Below are 23,476 nucleotides of genomic sequence, written 5' to 3'. Positions count from 1 at the left end.
AAACTAACACCCCGCTCAGGAGGCTGAAGACTCCCGGGCGGGGTATTAAATATATCTACCTGTGTTTTTTATATTTCATTTGCTGTTAAGAAACCTTCTTCTGTAGCATCGGTTATTCTCCGAGGCTGCTTGGCATCTCCGATGGTATAAACTTCTGCAAATTTGTTGTGCATTTTATCTGCCAGTTCGTTGTTAGGCTGATAGCCAGCGGCAATAACCACATTATCTGCCATTATGCGCCCATCTTCCAGTTGAACGTGCTGGGAAGTAATTTCCACCACCGTTGAATTGGTTTTAAGTTCAACGCCTTTTTGTTTCAAATAACTGAACATATGGCCTTGAAAGGTAGGTCCAACATCTTTTCCAATAGTATCAAGTGCTTCTATGATAGTGACATTTTTCCCTTTGGAAGCAAGAAATTTAGCGGTTTCTGTCCCTACCAGGCCTCCGCCAATCACAGCGATGGATTCGCCCAGATGAGCGTTTTCACGCAGCACGTCTTCGGCTAAGATCACATTTGGTGAATCTACTCCTTTAATAGGAGGCATTACCTGCCTGGCTCCAGTAGCTATAATCACTGCGTCAGGTGTAAATTCCTGGAGGTCTTCAGCTGATTCAATGTGTTTATTTATAAGAGTTACTCCATGTTTTTCAAACTGATGATTGAGATAATTTTTGTACAATAAGAAAGATTCTTTCTCGGGCGGGGAGGCGAGAATCTCAAATTTACCGCCTGCAGTTTCTTCTTTATCGATAACAACCACATCGTGTCCTTTTAAACTTGCTACACGGGCAGCTTCTAATCCTGCCGGCCCCGCGCCAATAATAACTACTTTTTTCTTTGTTTCAGATGGGGAAATATTTCGTTCACCTTCGTAGCCTGCTCGTGCATTAACCAGACAGCCGACACCCTGGCCCATGAAGACCCTGTCAATACACCCCTGGTTGCAGGCTACACAGAGACGGATATCATTATAATTTTTTTCTTTCATTTTGACTACAAGTTCTTCATCCGAAATCAATCCGCGGCCTATAGCAAGGATATCCGCCTGGCCTTGGCCGATAATGTCTTCCATTAAAGCCGAGTTGTTCAATCGGCCCGCCACAATGACAGGGATCGAGACAATTTTTTTGATTTCTTCACTAAAAGGAACGATGAATCCCTGGTGTACAAACATTGGCTGAATCGTGTATTCTACAGAATCATAACTTCCAGCTGTCAGGCTGATTGCTGAAGCTCCTGCTTTTTCTGCTTCTTTACAAATCTCTTTAACCTCTTCGTATTTTAATCCGTTTTCTAAATACTCATCAGCACTGATTCTTATAGTTACTTCTGCTTTACCAGCGCATTCTTCAATTATTTCTTTTAATACCTGGAAAGGAAATGTCATACGGTTTTCCAGACTTCCACCATACTCGTCAGAACGGTGATTACTATGAGGAGAAAGAAAACTGTGCAACAGATAACCGTGTGCAAAATGCACTTCAATTAAATCAAACCCGGCTTCGACACACCGGCGCGCACCTTCTCTGAACTTGGTCACCATCTCACTAATTTCTTCCACAGTCATTTCTCTGGGATTATTATTAAGGATAGGACATGGTAAGGCTGTAGGAGCAATAGGCTGTATACCAGTAACAGCTTCGGTAGCCTGCCTTCCCGCGTGATAAATTTGAGCTCCTATTTTAGCGCCTTCTTTATGAACTGCTTCCGTCAATTTCTTCAGCTGGGCTACAGAATCATCTTTGTAGGAACATAGTTGGGTTGGAAGCCCCCTTCCTTCCGGCGAAACAGCCACAGAACCAGTCATAATAATTCCAACTTCATTTTTCGCTCGTTCGGCAAAAAATGTAATAATACGCTCGTTAACATCCCCGCCTATTTCTGCAAGTCCGTTCTCCATTGGAGCAAGCATAAATCTATTTTTTATTTGTAAATTACCGATAGAAATGGGTGTAAATAAATTTGACATAATATCACTCCTAAATTATAACTGTCCAAATTATATTACAAAAACTTCACATGTAACGGTTGTTTAATTGAACAATGCTTTACATATTTATGAAATAAATGTTCACAATTGGAAGTGACCTTAAGAATCTTCCATGTTATTTTGAAAAGTAGAGGCTTAATAGAGAGGTAAAACTAACTTGTAAAGTTACAATTTCTAACAATTATTGATATAATAATACTATTACAAAAGTAGTGATTGGAGAGGAAGTCAGTTGGTATATTTATTACGCGGAGCAGGAGTTTTGAGTTTAACAGGGTTATTACTTATGGGCTGTGGAGAGGAATCTTTAGATGAAGAGCTGCACGCTAAAGAAAATAACAGCAACATCGAAGTGCTTGAGCCTCAAGATTCCGGTGAGCAAGAGGAAAATGATGGCGGGGAAAATAATGACGAAAATAATGACTTCATTGGCAACAAAGCGGAAGAAGGCGAAGAGGCTGAAGAAGCTGAAGAAGCATTAACTGAACCAGGTATACATAAGGGATCAAGCTATAACGGCAACAATATTCAAGGTGGAACAATGGCATTAGATGGAGAGATGCTTTATTTGCATACCTATGGTTTTGATGAAGGTGGGGGAATTTATCGCATTCCACTTGATGGAAGCAGGGAACCTGAACTCCTTCATTCAGCAGATGCAGCACAAATGGTTATCTATGGAGACACACTCTTTTTTAATGAGCTGCCTGACAGAGGGCTGCATAGGATAGATCTGGGGACAAATGAGTTAGAGCAGCTTGCAGAAGGAGAACATTTAGATATGCAGCTTCGAAATGATGAATTGTGGTACCGAAAGATTGTGGAAAATGGAACAGTTTCAAAAACTTACAGGTACTATATCGAAACTGGAGTAGAAGAGTCACTCGATTATTTCGAATCCATTCAAAGCATCACAGATGACTATATATTTTCTCAATCAGAAGTCTTTCTTTACGATTTGACTGCAGGAGACAATAGCGATGAACCAATCAAAGACTTTGTCAGGGGACATGCCATTATTGATGGAGAGATACTTTATACACTTGAGCCGGCAGGATTGTTTAAATATGACCTGATATCAGGTGAGGATATAAGAATACTTAATAGAGATGATATTGAGAGATGGAACGCCAGAAATGGACATATTGTATTTGAACCATATTCAGAAGCTGAAGCTGGGCGGGAGGTTTTCTATCTTCACGAAGATTCACCTGAAACACTTACATCTTTAGGAGCTGTTAATGAGTTATATCTGTTTGATGATTATTTAATTACCACTTTGGGAAGACAAGGGGTCTTCAATATTTCTAAAGTTGAATTTAAAACAGGAGAATGGGAAACCATTTATCATACAACTCCGGAATGATTAGGGTATATATAGTGAAAATTACCATATGAATCACCAGAGAGAGAAACGGCATGGTACTTTTTAACTGCCGCACAATTTGCGAAAAAAGAAAAGGAGCCCCTCACTCAAGGGCCTCCTTTTTAAGTATTTATAAATAATCCTTCCTCAGTCTATTTTCGTAGGATATCACGTTATTCCTTTTCTTTGTTTTTCATTAAAGGCCACCAGCTGAACCGGCCAAACAGCGCAATACTTGCCGGCACAAAGAGCGGCAGAATGATTAATGTATAAAACAGAAGGCCGGTGATCGTCAGAATACTGATTTGCAGCAAAGTCAGTACGCCGGAGGGGATCATGGAAGCGAACGTTCCGCCAAGGATTAAGGCGGCCGAGAGCACCGTTCCTCCTACTCGTTTCATTGAGAGAAATAAAGCATTTTGCACAGCTGTTCCTCTGCTGCCTTCTTCATTTTCGTCTGTGTCGCCATTCTCATAAATTTCGGTCATGCGGCCGAGAAGAAAGATCGAATAATCGACACCCAGTGCTGTGAGCAGGGCAAAACCGAAAAACGGCACAGCCCACATTAGTCCGTCACTGCCAAAGAAAGTGGTAAATAAATATTCCGTAATAGAAACGGCACCAAAGTATGAGCCTACCAGTGAAATCAGAACGATAAGAGGCATGACGAGTGATTTGAATTGCACAATTAATGCAAAAAAGATACCAAACAGCATGATAACGGCCGTACGAATGAAGTCATTCGTAGAGACATCGCGCAAATCCCTATTGTCACTCATAATCCCGCCGATCGCCATATCCGCTTCATCAAACGGGGTATCATTCAGTGAAAAATCTACTATATATTCAATTTCATAAAGCAAATCCATCGCCTCATGGCTGTATGGGTCGTAATCCAACGTTGCTTCTATGAAAGCGACATTGTGATCCTCGGGCGTGACGTAAGTGTCCCAGGCCTCCTGAAAATCATCTTCCTCCATCGCCTCCTCAGGCACAAAAAATCCTTCGAGCGGATTGGATGGCTGGTCAGCTATCTCATCGAGCAATTCCTGAGCTTCCTGCAAGCCTTCATTTATTTCATCTGCACCCTCACGTGCTTCTTCCAAGCCCTCAGTCAATTCGTCCACAGCATCACGAACCATGTCCAGTCCTTCTAGAAGTTCCTGTTGGCCCTGCTGAATTTCCAGCAGTCCCTCTTCAAGTTCGTCAAGCCCTTCAACCGCCTCGTTTAGAGCCGTAACCGCCTCCTCAAGACCATCAGCCAATTCAGTGATTTGTTCTTCTGCATTGTCAAATTCTTCGTAAATATCATCGAAAAAGTCATCCGGGTCAGGAATGTCAGTCTCAGGAACCAGGCTTTCCAGCTCGTCTTCCAGGTCCAGTCCATCCAGATCTCCAGCTAATTCCTCATAAGCGTTCTCAATATCGCTTATAAACTCACGAACGTCATTTTCAATGCGATTAAAATCATTCATCGCTTGTTCGATCGTATCGGTCAACTCATCAATGGAAAAATCAGGAAGATTATCAATAATGCCGGAAATCGCTGCTTCTATCTGTTCAAACTGTCCATAGACTTCGTCAAAAAACTCATCAATCTCTTCAAGGTCCAAATCAGGGACGGTTTCGCTTATATCGGCGAGTTGCTCCTCGAGAAGCGAAAACTCATCAGCAAGGTTGTCAAAAAGAGCAGTCACACCGGCAGCAAGACTTTCTGCTGCAGCTTCTTCCAATTGATTGACCAGTCTGTCAAGCAGCTCCAGATCATCGAAGATCGCTGTCAGTTCTTCTTCAAGGTCTGCTTCGCTCAGCGTGTCTTCAAGACGGGCAATTCGGCCCCGGAGGTCTTGAACCGCTGCTTCCGCCTCGGTAATAAGATCTGTCAGCCCAGTGTAATCCAGGTCTGGTAAGTCCATTTCAGGAAAAATCTCCGGTAATGCTTCCGGCAAAGCGGCCAGATAAGCATCTACCTGATCAAGGTACTCAATAAGAGAATCCACCAGTTCATCCGGGTTAATGACCTTTCTCTCTGGCAGACCTGAAATTAAATCAGCAAACTCAGCCAAATTTTCGTTAAGGAAGTCGTTTACGGCCGGCAGAAAGGATAGTTTTTCCTGGAGGTTCTCCAGTTCACCTATCAGATCACTAAACCGTTCAGAAGTTTCATTCATCGCTTTTACTATGTCGGAGACTCTGTCTGAAAGATTGTCCGAAAGTTCCCCCGCCTCGTCCAGCAGCTCAATGCCCCCATCGTTTGCTATATGCCCGGCAGAAGCCTGAACAGCTTGCAGTTCTCCTTCTGTCTCCCTGCCGAAAGCCTCATCCGCTTCGGCGTTTTCAAGAACGTGGGATATGTCCTCTAAGTAATCCCGAAGATCTGTTTCGATTTGATTAAAAACACTGTCTGTTTCCTGAAACAGATCGGCCAGTTCAGAAACTGACATCTCAGTCAAGTTATTAAGCACCTTTGAAATGTCCGTTTCCAGCTGTTCTAATTCACTGGTTATTCCTGAGAAAAATTCTTCTGCTTCAGCCGAACTTATATCAGGAACCAAGTCAGCTAAACTTGCAATATCGTCTTCCAACTCAGAAATGCCTTCAAAGATCCCGTCAAAAAGACGTATATCCTCCGAAAATAAGGCGCCTAAATCAACAGTTAAGTAGTCATTAATTAAATTGGCAAGTTCGTCAAGATCTTCTGAGAGTCTGTTAAGTTCTTCTTCTAAATCTGCTTCTTCTAACCCTTCCTGAAGATCGGAAATGCGCAGCCGAATCCGGTCAACCAGGTCTTCTGCCTCCCTGCTGAACTCTTCAAGTACAGCTGAATCCAAATCGATAAAGTCAAAATCCTCTATCTCCATATCCAGAGGCAAACCGGCAAGCAGGTCATCCACCTCTGAGAGCCACTGTTCAATCGACTCTAGTAATTCAGGATCCTCAACAAACCCGGGAATTGGCAAGCTTCCTAATAAATCAGAGTACTCATCTTCCAAGTCATTAAAAAATTCATTTATATTGTTAAGGAAATCTTCCGTTTCAAGTAAATCAAGCCCGGTTAAGGTGTTAGTCAATTCATTACGAAGTTCGGTTAAAATGTTATCAAAGTTCAGGTCTGAAAAAGCTTCTTCCACCTGGTCAATCGTGCTGCTCATTTGCTGGTCGATTTCTTCAAACTGGTTTAAAACGCTATTTATAAAACTTTCCGCATCTGTTAAGTCGAAATCACTATCTAAATCAAGTGACTGTAATTCTTCAAAAGGAATATCTGCTTCGTCAAAAAGTTCCCGCACGTTTTCAATACTTTCCTCGGCATCCGTTATAATCGCCTCGCCTCGCGCCTGGAATTCTTCGGCCTGGTTCTGGATTTCGCTGATCCGTTCTTCTGCATCGTCTATCACTTCTTCAGCGAGGTTACGCGCATCTTCGATTGTCTCTTGGATGTCCTGGACGTCTTGCTCTACGGCAGCAACTTCCTGACGGTACTCATCAATTTGATTTTGGGTGTCACGAACTTCCTGTTCAGCTTCCGCAAGTTCATCAGCGAGCTCGACCAGTCCTGCTCTTATTTCCCGGACACCTTCAATCGCTTCAGATGTCCCGTCAATCAGTTCCAATATCCCTTCTTCTGCCTCATCAATATCTTCTTCGCTGTTTTCGACTTCCTCTTGCATTTCCTGCAGCCCGTTCTCAAGTTCTTCTAAACCATCAATTGCTTCGTCCAATCCGTCAGAGAGCTCTCCTGCCTGATAAGGAATCGTGAACTCTTCCTGGGTATCTCCCAAAGGGCGGCTGACTGTTCTTACAGAGTCTACCCCTTCAAGTTTTGAGATGTTCATAGCTGTTTGCTCTAAGTAAGGGACATGTTCTGACTTTTTCCATGACTCATCAGTCCGCAGTACGATGGTGGCGAAAAACATTTCCCCTTCCCCAAACGCCTCGTCTATATAGTCGTAGGCTTTAACCGAGTCGAAATCACCTTGAATCTCCTCGATTGAATCAAATGAGCGGGCATTATCATAAAAGAAAAGAAGAGGAATCATAATGATAACGACTACGATTAAAGCTGTTTTGGGACGGAAAATAGAAAAACTTCCTAAAGCACCCCAAAAACGGTTGTTGGCGGAGGCGGCTGAGACTTTCGAAGGCCAAAAAAGTAATGGCCCCATTAATCCCAGCATAGCAGGCATGACGGCCCACAATCCGGCCATAAGGAAGATCATCCCTACGGCTACACCGACTGCTGACCTGTATAATTCAAAATCTGCCAGGCCAATAGCGGTAAAGCCAATCCAACCAGTGAAGGCGCTGTATAGAACCGTTTTCCGGGACCCAGCCATAGTCCTCTTCATAGCGTTATTTTTATCATCGTCTTCAGAGAGCTCGGTTTGGAACCGTTTCATGACGAGAATGCAATAATCCGTTCCCACACCAAAAACGACTGTTAAAACAAATATTTGTGTGAAATTAGAGACAGGGAACCCGAAGTTGTCGATCAAGAAAGAAACTGCTCCAATAGAAGCCAGGTAGACACTACCTAAAAGCAACAGGGGAATGATTGGGGCGACGGGGGAACGAAAGACGATGGCCAGCACAGTGAAAACGAGAATGACAGTAATATAAGTCGAGGTTTCGAGCCCTTCTTCTGTACTAACATTCACATCTTCATCAATGACAACAGCGCCCGTCAAATAATGGTCAATACCCTCCACCTCTGTTTTGTCATTAATGTCATCCCGAATAAACTGGAAATCCGATGATTCTATCTCTAATTCCAGTATTGCTAACAGCACATCTTCCTCATCACTTAACAGCTGCTCTTCTTGTTCTTCTCCATCAAAGGGAGTAATGATATCGTGAATTGGCAAATCACCAGGATTGTTCTCCAACTCCTCAAGAGTTTCTTTTATATCAGTTTGCAGATCATCGGTAATGCCGTCATCTTCCTGATAGACAACAATGACTTCTTCACCCGTGAAACCGCCGTCGCTCTCAATGAGCGGATCCACCAGTGTTGAAGGGTAACCGTCCGGCGGGCTCTCCTGACCTTGCTCACGGACAAATTTATCAATATCAGGCGGGAAAAAATAAGCAATGACCACTACGGCCAGCCAGACGAATGGGATTATGTAAATAAGTGATCTCTTATTAAGTTTTTTCAATATCAGCATCTCCTGAAAATTATATAATATCTATTACTCTAGTCTACCAAAAATACTATTCTACAAATAACAAAAATACTCCAATATAGTGACTTATTAAAAAAGACTACTTTTCCAGAATAATTTCAGGGGACAGGGAGAGGAGGTGGGAAAACGGCAGTACTTAGGGGCAACGTGAGGGGGACGGTGGAGAGAACGGAAGGGGATTGTGACAGAGGAACTGAGGAAGATTGTAGTACTTAGAGTTGGGATTGTTGCAGATTGACCAGCGATTGTGGCAGTTTTTGTCGGGATAGTTGCACATTAGCGGGGGATTGTTGCAAACCGCTGCCTGATTGTTGCACTCCCCCTCATATTACCTCCATTTTTACAAGCTTGCTGCATAACCGCGTCTGATTGAGACAGCCACTCAAAGTCACCAATTTCTTCTTATCCTCTGCCTCCCTCCATATTTCAAACCCACTGACAAATCAACAATGTAAGGGTTTACAACATATTCTTCCTAAGTTAAATTAAGGACAGGAATGCTCACCCTGATACAAGGTCAAAGCTAATTTTTTTAAAAAAGAAAAGAATGGAGGTCTGTAAATGGAATTTTTGAAGATTAAAGAGGAAGTTCAAAGGGCTTTAAACGCTGGGAAACCGGTGGTCGCTCTGGAGTCCACGATCATTTCCCATGGCTTTCCTTATCCGCAAAATGTCGAGCTGGCAGTGAAGGTGGAGGACACGATTAGAGAGCAGGGGGCGGTGCCGGCGACCATCGCGATCATGGACGGGTACATAAAAATCGGGCTGACGACGGACGAAATTGAACGTCTTGGGAAATCCCGTGACGCTTTTAAAACGAGTATCCATGATATCCCTAGAGTGCTGGCGGGTAGGAAAGACGGCGCGACCACCGTTGCGGCGACGATGTTTGCGGCTGAACAGGCGGGTATCCGGTTCTTTGCCACCGGCGGACTTGGCGGCGTCCATTACGGAGTGGATGAGACGTTTGATATTTCCGCTGATCTGCTCGCGTTAGCCAAAACGAAAGTTTGCATCGTCAGTGCAGGAGTGAAATCGATTCTTGATATTCCTAAAACTGTCGAGTATCTAGAGACGGCAGGGGTGCCGATTTACGGTTACGAGACTGATAAATACCCTGGTTTTTACATACGTGATACAGGCATAACGATAGAAAAGCTGGATAAATACTCAATAGCCGAGCTTTTGAAAGTGCAGGACAAGCTGAATTTAAACCACGCCGTGTCTGTCGTTGTTCCTATCCCTGAAGAAGACGAGCTGGATGCTGAATTAATTGACAAAGTCATTAAAGAAGCGCTCCAGGAAGCAAAGGATAAACACACCTCAGGGAAAGAAGTGACCCCTTTTCTTTTATCAAAAATTAAGGATATAACAGAAGGATCGAGTGTAAAAGCAAACTTCTCTTTGATGATCAATAATGCTAAGACGGCCGCGCAACTTGCGAAGGAGTATTACCAATGATCACGGTGATCGGTGATTTAACAGTGGATATTTTAGTTCAGAAAGCTGAGACAAATATCGGAACTGATACGGGCGGAAAAATTAACTGCCGTCCGGGCGGGCAGGCAAATAATGTCGCGTCTTTTATCAGCAGGGAAGGAGTCAGCTGCCGGCTGATCGGGAAGGTCGGCAATGATCTGTTTGGAAATTATTTAATAGAAGAAAGCAAACGTCAGGGAGTTACCCCTGTGGTCACAAAAGAAGACAATGATAAAACAGGTTCCATTGTTCTGATGATTGATAACGACACTGGCGAGAGGTCGATGATTACTGACAGAGGAGCAAACTTATTTTTGTCGGAAAAAGACATTCAAGGACTGGATTCAAGTGAGCTTGTTTACTTATCCGGCTACAGTTTCTTTTCAGAGTCGACTCAAAAGGCAGTGAGAAAAGCCAAAGATATGGCACTCGCAGCTGATATTCCCGTTGCCCTGGACCCGAGCTCGACCTATTTTCTAAAAGACCATAAAGATGCTCTTTTAGAATTTCTCGATGGAGTCACGTTCTTCTTTCCAAATTATGAGGAAGGTGTGCTTCTTACGGGCGAAGAAAACCCGCGGAAGATTCTTATGAAACTTAAGCAATTGGTGGCTGTGCCGATTTTAAAGCTTGGGGAAAAAGGCTGCTTATTTTTTTACGACGGTGACTTTGTTGAATTATCTCCGCCTGAAGTAGAAGTGGTGGATACCACAGCCGCCGGGGATTCCTTCGCAGGAAGTTTTCTCGCTAACTACGTGAGAACGAAGAATATTCTCGAGTCAGCTGAACGGGCAGTAGAGGTATCTTCTCACACGTGCACGTATGTGGGGGCGTTGCCGGAAAAATGAAATTAGCTTTTTGAGGGCAGTCGCTGGGGTGGGGATATTTGATGCGGATGCTTCACTATTTGATGCAGTTCGGCGGATATTTGATGCACACGCTCCATTATTTGATGCAGTTCGCAGGATATTTGATGCACTCACTCCAATATTTGATGCAGATCGGCGGAAATTTGATGCACACACTCCAATATTTGATGCAGAACCGCTGATATTTGAGGCACTACCTCCAATATTTAGTGCTCTCTCCCTGGAAGTTGATGCTGCAATAAAATCTCCACCTCCTCATTGCAGCTTTCACCTTCCATATGCCAGACCCGTTTTTTTGATCCAACCCCTCTTTCATTAAAAAATCATGCATTTTCACTCGGAAATAGTAATTTTTATTCAATGTAATGTACCTATAAAGAATAGAGGGTGCGTCAGCCATCTTCATCCTCCGACAAACCATACTCTCTTTACTAATAAATAAGGGATTTGCCGCTTTTTTGAACAATTACCCAGTTCACTTTGAGAATAAGCAGGAAGATAGAATGGTCAACAATACCGATTAACGCGACTTAGAACCTACCAAAATATACATAGTAAACATAAATAACTAAAAATTACCTATACTTAATATTACGAAAAATCAAACAATAAGGGGATTTCTATCGAACTATCTACTGGTTACCATTAAGGTACATCAAGACTGCAAGATGGCGTGTGTTGAAAATGTGCGTAAAAGGAGGGGAATTATTTTTGCGTTAGGTGTTTCATTAAAAAAATGAGAGAGGATTGATGATATTTGAAGAAAATATGTTTATCAACTTTAATCTTTATACTTACCTTTTCGATTTTCGTTTTGCCGGTAGGCGCTGTTGGACAAGGGCCGAATTACAATGGAAATGAAACGATTAAGAATGAAAGACTGACAAGCAATGAAGATTTAATAAAAGAGGTAGAACGCGCTGCCAACCGTTCTGACTATATTGAATTAGAAATCATTGGCCAATCAGTTAAGGGAAGAGATTTACCGCTTGTTAAGTTTGGAAATAATCCAGACAATCCAACGATCCTTTTTCTGACCCAGCAGCATGGGAATGAAACATTAGTTACCGAGGCAGCCCTTCATGTCATTAAAGGGTTATCTAATAATAACAGACATAACCGTGAATTGGCTGAACAAGTAAATGTCTTTTTCGTCCCTCGCTTAAACCCAGATGGGGCGGTAGGAGATGTTGACTTTGATATTTCTGACCATTTAGCTGGAGGTCAATCGACACGTGCAAATGCTGTGGGAGTCGATTTAAATCGCGATCACAATACCCTTGAACAACCGGAAACTTACGCGTTGCATAACAATGTTTTAAGAGAGTACGATATTGATTACTTAGTAGATTTCCATCACCAGGGAGCCCGCTCAGCAATCAACGATCAATTAGTATCCGGGTCTATTTTGTATCCGACAAACGCTGGAGTAAAGCCTGAGGTTGTTGAAATGTCAAAGCAATTAGGAAAAATTATGTACGACGCCGTTGAAGACCGCGGATTCGGACTTCTCGGAAAATATAATGGCGGTACTGCTAATACGATCGCCCGAAACGGCTTAGCTTTTGAATATGACATTGCTACTTTATTGTTTGAAATGAGAGGGATGTCAGACCATCCAAACCCTAATACGATTCTCGGACAAAAAAGTAACGGATATTTAATTCAACAAGGTGTCATCTCCATGGAAGCTGCTATTGATGCCATTGCTGACCGATCTATCAATGAAGCAGATATCAGTTTCTGGGATACCCTCGAGGTTCAAAGCTTTAAACCTCAAGAAGAAGGAGAAGTAGAATAAGGTAATTAGTCAGGGGATAGGGCATTTCCCACCTTTTTCAGGACAGATTCTACATTTTTAAGGAGCGGCCTTCCAGGAGGAAGGCCGCCCTTTGTGGGGATTGTCGCACTTTTGAGGTGAATTGTTGCATATCGCTGCTTAATTGTGACGATTGCCCGCCACCGACGCTGTTTCAACTCACCTGGAGGGGGAGTGGCACGGCCAGAAAAGCGAAACTAGCTTTTTTGATACAGTTCCGCGGATATTTGATGCACACGCTCCAATATTTGAAGCAGTTCGGAGGATATTTGATGCACACGCTCCGATATTTGATGCACACGTTCCACTATTTGATGCACCCGCTCCACTATTTGATGCACTTCCCCCATTATTTGATGCACTCCCACCAATATAGTGCTCTCCCCGCCACCTTATATAATCAAAATAGCTACAATCGTCGCGACAAGTAATCCGATCATGACTGGCAGGAAGTTCTGGCGGACGAGGTCGGCTGGTTTCACTCCTGCGATGCCGGCATCTGCGGCTACACCGAATGCCCAGGCTGCTAATGTGCCTCCGCCTGCGAAGATCGTGGCGACTTGGCCGATAGAGGCTAACACGGCCACATCCAGACCTGCTCCTCCGCCTAATCCGGCTGCAAGCGATCCGACTAGCGGCAGTCCGGAAAAGCCTGACCCATCCATCCCGGCCAGAAGAGAAATAATAACCATTCCGGCAACAAGGGTGATGGCATTGTCGCCAATATGGTGGGCCATCGCTGTGCCAAGTTCAAACAGATAGCCGGGGGCACCTTCTCCTAGTACTGTTTCCGCGTGAGAGGGGTGCCCTAATAAGAAAAAGGCTGCGATTGGAATGACCGGCGCAAATATTTTTATCGCAAAGAAAAAGCCTTCTTTTAAGTGGGGAACGATCTCATCCAGTGCTTTCGTTCCTCTCGTTGTGAAGGACGAAATAAGCAGCAGTGTTACCGCTGTTCCTCCTAATAGGGCAGTAGCGGACCCTCCCTGAATGGCATTGTCTGCCGGGGAAAACGCTCGGAACAGCATTAGGAAGACAACGCCGAACAGGAATAACGGGACGATGAAGGCGAGAAGTTTTGCCTGCCATGTTGGCTTAACAGGTTGATCGCTGCCGAGATCCAATGCCTCTTTTGGCGGGGAAACCGCCCACTTGCCTTTAGCCATACCTCGGCGAATCGCCCAGAAGGCGATGCCGATGGCAACAAAGCCTGTGATAAACGAGAACAAGGCTGTATAAGGGAGAATGTCACCTGATTCTAAGCCGGCAGCTGCTGAAGTAATTCCTGTTGCCCCCTGGATAACCAGATCTCCTGAAAGCGCCATTCCGTGACCGAATAAATTAATAGCGACAGCGGCTCCCATTGCTGGCAGTCCTGCCCGGATTGCAACTGGAATTAACACGGTACCGACGAGGGCCACTGCCGGTGTCGGCCAAAAAAATGTCGCTGCGAGATACATCGCTGCACCGAGCACAAAAAAGGCTGCTGTCGGATTAACCATTAATTTTTTCAGGGGAGAAATCATGAGCGTATCCGCCCCGGAACTTTGCAGTGATTTGAGCATAGCTACCATGAGGGCGATAATGAGCATAATATCAAACAGCACCATACCGGCGTTTAGAAACGCTTCAAACACGACCTGGGTGGAGCCGATGAGTGCATCAAGCACCCCATTGTTAAGGTTGTAAACAAAGCCTAATGCAAAAATGCCTATGATAGAGGGGAGCACCACATCCCTGCGAAAGATCATAAAGGTAAAAATGGTGAGAATAGTAAACAGAAACAACCAATGAGAAAATGTCAGTGTGACCTGGTCCATTGCTTTCTCCTTTCAATCCATACAATCTCTTCGATGATAAGATAATGTATGTGCCTTCTGGGTGAAGGTGCAATAATTGATTGGATGAAACGGAGAGGTGTTTTTTGAAAAAGGACTTGGCTGCCATAGGTCTCTTCCAGGCATTTAGTGGCGGGACTTTTACCCAATGTGCAACAGAGAATTGGAATCTATTGAAATATATCTTAAACTCACTTACTTGATCACTAAGTAGGTCTATCTTATTTTCCAAGACTGTATAGACTGTGCGTATAAATAACATGAATAGCAGGGGGGACTCATGAGAGTTATTAATCTTCCAGACTTTTTACATTTAAAAATATAGCCCTTTTTTCACCCCTCCTTTTGTAAGAAAATCTTCCTCTCATCATGACATTACCCCTACCAAATAACAGCTCAATTAACATCATTTGTTAATAAACTCCTATAATATTTTTCAGAAAAATCAGTTACATAGAGGGTTAATCTCGCCTGGCATTACCGCTAACATTATATTACAGCTAAACAACGAGCCAGCTTTTGGGCTGCTCTATTAAAAATGACAGGAGATGAGAGGAATGAAAGTGAGAGTTCTATTAACTTTACTTATCGGGATTTTATTATTGGGTCCTTCAGTCCATTTGGATCAGCAGCCGAGGGCGGGGAAGAGACAATTAAATTAAAAGGCAGCCCGGCAGAAATCGGTGAGCAATATGGGAAACAGTCGAAAAAAGCTATTAAAGACAATCTTGAATTTTTTCAGCAGATGGCGCCTCTTGCCGGTTTAAATGAGTCGGATCTTGCTGAGGCTGGAAGCGAATTGGAAGCATTTTTAGCAAAGGAAAACCCGGAACTTATTGAGCAGTTAAAGGCTATGGCTGAGCATGCAGATGTAAGTTATGACGAACTGCTTGCTTTTAACGCATTAGAGGAAGAAGTTATAGGGGATGGCTGTACAACTGTGTTGGCAACCGGTGACGCGACGCAAAGCGGAAACGCTTATTATCATAAAACACGGGATGCGAGCAGAGGATCCAGTCAGGTAGTGGTCCAGGTCGAGCCTGAAGATGGGTATACGTTTATCGGAATAACGAGTGCCGGCTCCACAGGAATCGCCATGGGTATAAATGAAAACGGCGTCTCTGTAGGGAACAATGTGTTATCAACTTGGGATACTGGCAGAGGTTACGGAAACTTAACGGTTATCCGCCTGGCTTTAGAAGCGGCTTCTGATGCCCAGGATGGCGTGGTGTTTATTGAAAACCTTCAGCGGGCTTCCGGTTCTGTCTACGGGGTGGCCGACAAGAGCGAGGCGGCGTGGGTTGAAACAACCGCTAATCATTCAGCCGTTCACTGGGTCGTGGACGAGGCGATGGCTCACACGAACCACTATATTCTTCCGGGGATGGAGCAGTTTGATACACTTGAAACAAATGAGTCAAACGAGAGATGGAGCTGGTACGTGTCTACTCATAACCGATTAGATCGGGCGCAGCATCTCTTGGATGAAGATTCTGGGAAAATAAACAGCCAGCGATTAGTCGCTTTATCCGAGGACCAGGATCCAGCCTATGATGACAGCACGTACTGGATCGACTCTGATGCTGAGATCAATGGGGTAAAAATGGGGTCGGTTTCCACTGGCACGTTTGATGGAAGCAAGCTGCGTATGTGGTCCCAGTTAGGGCAGCCAAGCGTATCGCCGGCTATTCCTTTCAGAGTGGACCAGCCGCATATTCCAGCGCCTTTTAACTCAGGAAAACAAAGCGACAGAAGCAAAGAAACAGCCGGTAACCGAAACTGACATTTTTAAAAGAGCAATTCCACGAAGGTGGAGTTGCTCTTTTTTAAAAAGATAGATAGCGGTGACGTTACTTTCCATCACTTCATATCATTTTGCTCTATGAAGAGAGTGCAATAATTTAATTTATACAGGGGGACCGAATTTCCCTTCATGGAAGTCCTTATATGCCTGGCGGATCTCATCCATTGAGTTCATCACGAAAGGCCCCCGGGTCACTATTTCTTCTTTTATAGGGACACCCGAGTACAGCAGTAGTCTCGAACGCTCATTCGCTTTTATTCTTATAGTGCTTTCGTCTCCATTTCCGTTTTCGTTATACGTTAATGTAGCAACTGCTGTTTTAGTTAATGGTGTATCATTGTCCCCGATTACTACACTGCCGTGACGTACAAAGAGGAAGCCGTTATGATTGTCTGGCAATGTAAATTCATGCTCTCCCTCTTTTGTAAAAGTTACCTCAGCCATAATAATTGGCACGAGGGAATTCATAGGACCAGTGACACCTGAGAAAGTGCCAGCGTAAACTTTCACCTGTCCTCCGGCAAATTGACTGACAGGAGCTTCTTCTGAGTAAACATTCTGGTAAGAGGCTTTTGATTGCTTCAGCTTTTTCGGCAGATTGAGCCATAACTGATGCGTGTGAATAAGATCATTATCTACTGCTTCTTCAGCATGGCGGGCGCCCGATCCGGCATTCATATACTGGACATCACCGGAATCCAGCACAGAGTGACCGCCGTGGTTATCAGTATGCTCAAGTCTACCGTCAACCACATAAGTTATAGTCTGGAACCCTCTGTGGGGATGATCGGAGAATGTGCCCCGCTTAAACCAGTCATCGGCCATTAATATGAACGGATCGAATTCACGGTGCCTGTCAGGAGGCAGTATCCACCCCTGCTGCACATGGGGATAGCCGTTCTCATTAAAGTTGACATACCAGGAATCTTTTAAGTTCCTTATAAATTTGTTATCTGACTGATTACTCATAAAACACGCCTCCTTAATCTCCATTTGAATGTGGCCTTTCGGAAACAGGGATACAGGGCTGAACAAAGCTTGTCGCTTAGAAACTTCGCCGTTTTTTCAGCTTCTTCAACATAAGGGGAAGACCAATACAACTTTATCAGCCTCAAGAAACTGATTTATATACCATGTAACCAGATCCGCGGCTTTCTGCTCTTTATTTAATTCCATTCCGTTAGCCATTTTAAACATGGCGTAAATTCTTATCAGATAGTATCTGAGGTTTTCCTGAAACAAGTCCAGTTCTGAAATTCACCTTCAGGATGAGTAGCATTATAGTTCTCTGGAATTCGGCAGCGGTTTTGAAAGAGGTGAAGAAAGTGTGGGCGAGATGTATTCAGAGTGAGGGAATAGAATACCGCATTAATAAGTTTTGACCCAAAAAAAGACCGGGCGGCTTTTACCCGGTTTTTCTTAGAATCCGGCCTGTGCCCGGACCGCGCTTATTTTTTCTTTGATTTATTTGCGTGCTTTTTTACTTTTAAATTCAGTAGTTTTTCCTGATGGTAAGCCGCTTTCTTTATAAGGCGGCTTCTTTTAATATAATCAGTTTCATCGGAGCGGTTGTAGAGATACAGGTAGTAATCAGCTAACAGATCATGAAAGAGTATTTTAAGCATGGGGCGGCCCTCCGGTTTAACTTGTTCATTTAGACACCCTCACACTGACCAATGGAAAAAGGGTGATCTGCAAAAGAAACGTGTCACAAAATTGCATAGCTGACTATTTTAACCGTAGTAATAATTTCGGTTCTGTACAATAGAGTAAAGGGCCTTATATTATGGATAAAAGTTGAAACAACTGCACGTAATTAAACGCAGAAAGGATATAAGCTGCTGGAGTTAAGAAGAATAAACTCCTTATTTAAGCCTGTTTAGAAACATATTTGTCTCTTTTTTTAGGCTTTCACTGGGATGGTTATTTATTCCCGTTTATAAGCGCGTTGTTAAAACTTTCCATCTGAGGGTTATGTTTTATGAGGCCCTCTGCTCCTCCATAGCAATCTAACTGATTGGATAATCATATCTTTTGTTTATACTTAAAACTTCCTATTATTTATAACATTAAGAAAATGTGACACATGCTAAAAAAATATGTAAATAATATTCTGAATGTTTTAATATATATTAGGAAAGTTGTCCCATCCCTTTCCTCGCCTGGCATTAGACCGGATCCCCCCTGTAAATTTTCCCACTTTGTTTAATCCCTACCTCTCATGTTAGAGTATCCCATAACAGTAGACAGGAATTATTTTTAAGGACTTTCATACACAGAAATCCGACAGAAAGCCTACAAGAGAAATGAATAAGTCACCATTGGCGCAATTTACCCAGATATATACAAATGTTTCATCTGTAAGGATGAAGACTATAAGCTGGTTTGTAGAGTTAAAGGACTAAGAGACTAAGTCGTCTTGTAGTAGGTTTATCTAATTAGGATATTTTACTAATTATGCTGTTCTGCCATCTCTGTCAGTTGTCTGTTAAATGTGTTAACATGAACCACATTCAAAAAAACGAACGGTTAAGGTGAATGAACACTGTTAAAACGCATGATTTTAATACGATGGAGGAGCGTTCAAATTAATGGACGCTTTATGGTGTGGTAGACAGATTGTCCGGCAGAAGCTGTTTCCTTAGAGTTATAGTACGTATTATTCGGTTTGGAGAGATTAGATGTCAACTAATAAAATCCTGATTATTTCCCAAAACTTCTATCCTGAAGTTGGAAGTGCCGGGAACAGAATTAAAAATATATATACCCAGCTCCAGAGAAAAGGGCATGACGTTTACGTCCTTACGACCGAACCTACCTACCCTGATAAGGAGATTTATGGGGACGAGCAATTCTGGGATGACGAAGGTTTGAATGCTGACACGAAAATTAACCGTGTAAAGGTGGCAAACAAAACCTACTCTCGAAACATCGTTAACCGACTCGTTTACTATTTAAAAATTGCCTTTAAAATGCTGATGTTTATTTTAAAGGATAAGCATAAGTATGAGGCGGTGTTGGTCACTTCCCCGCCGATCTTTACGGCGCTTGTCGGCCTGGTCGCTAAGTACCGGTTCCGAAGCAGGCTGATATTAGACGTAAGAGACTTATGGCCCGAATCATTAAAAGGAGTTAAAGTCTTTAATTATTCATTTATAATCTCTATTTTCAGATGGCTGGAAAAAAGGCTATATAAAGGGGCGGACCAGATTATAGTGAACAGCGAAGGATTTATCAGTTATATAAAAAAAGCCGCTCAAATTAAGGACGGCAAAATTACTTTCGTGCCGAATGCTGCTAACAATGATGAATTGGCCGCTGAATCAAGAGAGAAAGGTAAAAAGTTTAAAGTTATCTATGCAGGGAATATAGGAATGGCTCAAGACGTCGATATGCTTATTAACCTTGCAGGAGAATTGGAAAAACAAGACATTCAGCTAAGTGTGATTGGTTACGGGGTGAACAGGAAAAAATTCGCCGAAGAGTGTTATGTGAAGAATTTTACAAATATTTCCATATATAACCCCCTCTCCAGAAAAGAATGTTTAAAAATCATGGCAGAACACCATGCAGGAATTGTGACTCTAAATAACAGTGATGTCTTTAAGACAGTGCTGCCGGGCAAGGTTATTGATTACATGACTTGCGGGGTGCCGGTGATCGCTTCTGTATCAGGCTTCTCGAAACAAACGATTGAAAAGGCGAAGGTAGGGTTTGTCTCTGAAGAGCGTAATGTCTCTGAAATGATTAATTATATTTTATATTTGAAAAACAACCCTTCCTACAGCAGGCAAGCCTCAGACAATGGAAAAGCCTTTGTAAAGGACAATTTTCTGTGGGAGAAAAACATTGACAGGCTCACATGGCTCGTTGGTAATAAACAGACGACGAACCGTCAGGCCGATTTAGAAATCCAGGAATGAAATAAGGTTGATAAGAAATGAGTAAAAAAGTATGTATGTTTGTCTGGAACCATTTTACAAATGATGCGAGAGTCATGAGAGAATGCACGGCTCTTTCAGAGTCCGGCTACCGTGTGGATTTAATGGCTATCCATGATCCGGGCGAGCCTGGTCTCGCAAAGTTTGAAAAAGTGAATGAGAATTTTCACGTGCACAGGGTTAGAAGGTATCCGGCCTTGCTGCAGTTACTTCAAAGAACGCTCCGTCTTTTTAAAAAGTATAAACCAGCCGCCGTTATTCCATTGACGCTGTTATTTCTATCTTTTTATACGTTTCCCCTTCTAACCGGGTTAATTGTACTTACGTTATTTTTAGCTGCGCAAACGAAAGTGCGAACCGTCTGGATCAGATTCAATATATTCATGAGAATGGTCTCAAAAGGACTGCGCGGATCATATGACCTCTATCATTCAAATGATTTAAACACGCTGCCGCAGGGCATTTTGTGTTCAAAGCTCAGAATTAAAAGAAAGCCGCTTATCTATGACTCTCATGAAGTCCAGACAAGCCGCACGGGTTATGAAAGTAAAATGTATGCCCGCCTGGAAAAACTGTGGCTTACATTTACTGATGTGATGATCGTAGAAAACCATACGAGAGCCAAATATAACGAGGATGTGTACGGTTTTTATCCCGAAGTTCTCCATAATTACCCGTTTATGCAGGAAAACGAGGTCACGCTTTATCCTCTTCATAAAGAACTTGGCCTTCCTGAATCAGAAAGAATATTGCTGTATCAGGGCGGCATACAGACAGGACGCGGGCTCGATAAGCTTGTGAAGGCCATGCCGATGATTAAAGAAGGAACGCTTGTCTTTATTGGCGATGGCCGGATAAAGACTGACCTTCAAAAGATGGTCAAAGACATGGGGCTTGAAGGCCGGATTAAATTCCTTCCTAAAGTCCCGCTCGAAAACCTTCCTTCATATACGAAGAACGGCTATATAGGGTTTCAAGTTCTGAATAATGTCTGTTTTAACCACTATTCAGCGTCATCAAATAAACTGTTTGAATATATGATGGCAGGCGTCCCAGTCGTCGCTTGCGGTTTTCCTGAAATTAGGAAAGTAGTGGAGGAGGAAGGGACAGGGGTCTGTGTGGATTCGCATGACCCGAATGACATTGCTGAAAAAGTGAATGATTTGCTGGGCAGCCCTGACCAGGTCGAGCAGATGAGTGCCCGGTGCAGCACTGCCAAACACCGCTATAACTGGAACCTGGAAAAGAACAAGCTGCTGGAAATTTACAATGATTTAGAAGTGATGTCGGATAATTCGCCCGCATCAATGAAGACGGACTAGGAGGAAATCAGCGTGGAACAATTTCAGGATCGGGTATCCGAGGCTTACTACGGAAAGTTAGGCCAGCGGATGGCTGAAAAAACGAAAAACAGAATCCACTGGATTGCCCGGAATGCAGCCGGCCAAACGATTTTAGACGCAGGATGCAGCCAGGGGCTGCTTACGATCCTGCTGGGGCGCGAAGGCAAACGGGCCACCGGGGTGGATATTTCCGCAGAAAGTATTGCTTATGCTGCGAAAGCGTTGGAGGCTGAAACGGCGTCCACCCGGGAAAATGTTGAATTTATCGAAGCGGACTTTCTGACTATGGATTTCAAAAGTAACCTGTACGACACGGTTGCCATTACTGAAGTGCTTGAGCACTTTGTCAGTTCCGAAGCGATCCTTCAAAAAGCCTATTCGTTATTAAAGGATAACGGGCGCCTGATCATTACCGTGCCTTTCGGAATTAACGACTTTCCCGATCATAAGCGGACGCTTTATTTAAGGGAAATAGCAGACGAAATCTCGCCTTATGTGGCGATCGATCAGGTCGAATTTTTTGGCAAGTGGATCGGATTTACTGGGACCAGAAAATCAACTGTCAGTTCAGTGCCTGACACGCTCTCCAGCGACTTAATTAAAAAATCGGAGGAAGCGTTCTATACGATTGAAAGAGAACTTCTGGACAGGATTGACCGTTTAAAGTCACAGGCTGAATCTATAAAAGAAAAGAACCAGAAGGCTGAAGAAGAGTTCATCAGAGTGAGTGAACAATTAGCCGAAGAAAAAGAGAAAACGGCTGAATTGCATTCCAGGATTAAAGAACTTGAGAAGGCCTTGGAAGCTGAGTGCCATAAGAATGATAACGACGATATACTCGGTTTGTTGAAAGACTTATATAACCTTCAGCAGAACGATTCGGCGCCTGACCAGCTGGTAACGGTGATTAAAGAACTGATTCGGAAACAGGAGGATCTGGCTGAAAAACATAATGAGCAATTTGTTCAACAGGACAGCCATCACGGGGATCTTGTCATTGAACTGATTGACCAGCGGGAAGCTTTCACAAAGTTTATGGCTGAGAGTTCAGAAAACGAGAAGAAACTGTTAACCCAGCTGGAAGAACTGAGCCGGACGAATAAAGACACTCAGGCGATGCTTCGCAATGTGACTGAGGAAAAAAACGAGCTTTTCTCACGTCTTGATGACTTAAGAGAGTCTAACAAAGAAACGGAAAAAGAATTGGAACAAGTGACATCGGCAAAAGATATCCTCTCTTCTGAACTGAATCAAGTACTGGCTGCGAATTCAGAGCTCCGTGATAAAGAAGAAAGAGTGATGGAAGAAAACAGCACGCTTCGTCAAACAGTCGATGAACTGGAAGAGGAACATTCCTCTCTTCAGGACATTAATTACGCCCAGTCTCAAATGATTGAAGAAGCAAGGGAAGAGAACATCCGGGTAAAAGAAGAATTTGCCGGCCAGCTGGAAGATTATGAGAATCTCCTGACAGAATTTAAAGAAGAAATGGCTTCTGCACAGGGAGAAACCAGATATCCGGCTCAAACTGCTGAAGAGTCAGAGGAAGCAGTAAGGCTCGCTAAGGAACGGGATGCTCTGATTCAGAAAAACTTAGACCTGAAGAATGATTACCATAGTGTGTCTAACAGACAGGCGAAAGAAATTCAGAAGCTGAAGGAGGAGCTGTATACCGAGCTTGGAGAAAAAGAAACACTTTTGAAAGAACTCAAGGAAACAATTAACAAGTCCCAAATCATTCAAACAAGATATGAGAACTTAAAGAAGTCGAGGATGAACCGTTTAACAATCGCCTACTGGGGATGGAGAAAAAAACTTTTAAAGAAAGGGGATTAAA

Annotated in this window: 14 protein-coding genes; 9 read left to right on the top strand and 5 right to left on the bottom strand. The window is 43.3% G+C overall.

Annotated features, from left to right (window positions below; translation table 11 throughout):
• Window positions 1-68: 68 nt before the first annotated feature.
• A complete protein-coding gene (locus K8O68_RS05030; protein WP_230895846.1) occupies window positions 69-1,973 on the bottom strand; it encodes an oxidoreductase in 1,905 nt (634 codons plus the stop codon).
• A gap of 253 nt (window positions 1,974-2,226) precedes the next feature.
• Here K8O68_RS05030 and K8O68_RS05025 point away from each other — a divergent pair, with 253 nt between their 5' ends.
• Window positions 2,227-3,360: a DUF5050 domain-containing protein gene (locus K8O68_RS05025; protein WP_230895845.1), complete on the top strand. Its 1,134-nt coding sequence runs from the start codon at window positions 2,227-2,229 to the stop codon at window positions 3,358-3,360.
• A 173-nt stretch (window positions 3,361-3,533) separates the two neighbouring features.
• Here K8O68_RS05025 and K8O68_RS05020 read toward each other — a convergent pair whose 3' ends face one another.
• Window positions 3,534-8,519 carry an MMPL family transporter gene (locus K8O68_RS05020; protein ID WP_230895844.1) on the bottom strand — a complete coding sequence of 1,662 codons (4,986 nt, stop codon included), beginning with the start codon at window positions 8,517-8,519 and terminating at the stop codon, window positions 3,534-3,536.
• 588 nt (window positions 8,520-9,107) lie between these two features.
• Here K8O68_RS05020 and K8O68_RS05015 point away from each other — a divergent pair.
• From K8O68_RS05015 to K8O68_RS05000, 4 genes are all read left to right on the top strand, one after another.
• Window positions 9,108-10,007 (top strand): pseudouridine-5'-phosphate glycosidase, encoded by a 900-nt coding sequence (locus K8O68_RS05015; protein ID WP_230895843.1) that lies wholly within the window; start codon window positions 9,108-9,110, stop codon window positions 10,005-10,007.
• On the top strand, window positions 10,004-10,873 hold the full coding sequence (locus tag K8O68_RS05010; protein ID WP_230895842.1) for a carbohydrate kinase family protein: 870 nt from the start codon (window positions 10,004-10,006) through the stop codon (window positions 10,871-10,873). The genes K8O68_RS05015 and K8O68_RS05010 overlap by 4 nt, the downstream gene beginning before the upstream one ends.
• Window positions 10,874-10,901: 28 nt before the next feature.
• Complete coding sequence (locus K8O68_RS05005) at window positions 10,902-11,213, top strand: hypothetical protein (RefSeq protein ID WP_230895841.1); 312 nt, start codon at window positions 10,902-10,904, stop codon at window positions 11,211-11,213.
• Between the two features lie 438 nt (window positions 11,214-11,651).
• Window positions 11,652-12,695, top strand: coding sequence for a M14 family zinc carboxypeptidase (locus tag K8O68_RS05000; protein ID WP_230895840.1), 1,044 nt, complete (start codon window positions 11,652-11,654; stop codon window positions 12,693-12,695).
• A gap of 410 nt (window positions 12,696-13,105) precedes the next feature.
• Here K8O68_RS05000 and K8O68_RS04995 read toward each other — a convergent pair whose 3' ends face one another.
• Window positions 13,106-14,533, bottom strand: coding sequence for a hypothetical protein (locus K8O68_RS04995; RefSeq protein WP_230895839.1), 1,428 nt, complete (start codon window positions 14,531-14,533; stop codon window positions 13,106-13,108).
• A 556-nt stretch (window positions 14,534-15,089) separates the two neighbouring features.
• Between K8O68_RS04995 and K8O68_RS04990 the strand changes: the two genes are divergently transcribed.
• Complete coding sequence (locus K8O68_RS04990; RefSeq protein ID WP_230895838.1) at window positions 15,090-16,334, top strand: C45 family autoproteolytic acyltransferase/hydrolase; 1,245 nt, start codon at window positions 15,090-15,092, stop codon at window positions 16,332-16,334.
• Between the two features lie 123 nt (window positions 16,335-16,457).
• Here the strand turns inward: K8O68_RS04990 and K8O68_RS04985 are convergent, their stop codons facing one another.
• Both K8O68_RS04985 and K8O68_RS04975 read right to left on the bottom strand, forming a co-directional pair.
• Window positions 16,458-17,324 (bottom strand): pirin family protein, encoded by an 867-nt coding sequence (locus K8O68_RS04985; RefSeq protein ID WP_230895837.1) that lies wholly within the window; start codon window positions 17,322-17,324, stop codon window positions 16,458-16,460.
• Between the two features lie 479 nt (window positions 17,325-17,803).
• On the bottom strand, window positions 17,804-17,980 hold the full coding sequence (locus tag K8O68_RS04975; protein ID WP_230895836.1) for a hypothetical protein: 177 nt from the start codon (window positions 17,978-17,980) through the stop codon (window positions 17,804-17,806).
• Between the two features lie 1,056 nt (window positions 17,981-19,036).
• Here K8O68_RS04975 and K8O68_RS04970 point away from each other — a divergent pair.
• The 3 genes from K8O68_RS04970 to K8O68_RS04960 are packed head-to-tail and all read left to right on the top strand — an operon-like array spanning window position 19,037 to window position 23,475.
• Window positions 19,037-20,278, top strand: a complete 1,242-nt coding sequence (locus K8O68_RS04970) for a glycosyltransferase family 4 protein (RefSeq protein ID WP_230895835.1) — start codon at window positions 19,037-19,039, stop codon at window positions 20,276-20,278.
• 17 nt (window positions 20,279-20,295) lie between these two features.
• On the top strand, window positions 20,296-21,618 hold the full coding sequence (locus K8O68_RS04965) for a glycosyltransferase (protein ID WP_230895834.1): 1,323 nt from the start codon (window positions 20,296-20,298) through the stop codon (window positions 21,616-21,618).
• A gap of 12 nt (window positions 21,619-21,630) precedes the next feature.
• Window positions 21,631-23,475 (top strand): methyltransferase domain-containing protein, encoded by a 1,845-nt coding sequence (locus tag K8O68_RS04960; RefSeq protein ID WP_230895833.1) that lies wholly within the window; start codon window positions 21,631-21,633, stop codon window positions 23,473-23,475.
• The last annotated feature ends 1 nt before the right edge of the window (window position 23,476 follow it).

This window comes from Salipaludibacillus sp. CUR1, assembly GCF_021028955.1.
In the GTDB taxonomy this organism is placed as follows: domain Bacteria; phylum Bacillota; class Bacilli; order Bacillales; family Salisediminibacteriaceae; genus Salipaludibacillus.
This window is presented reverse-complemented; position numbering and strand designations above follow the sequence as displayed.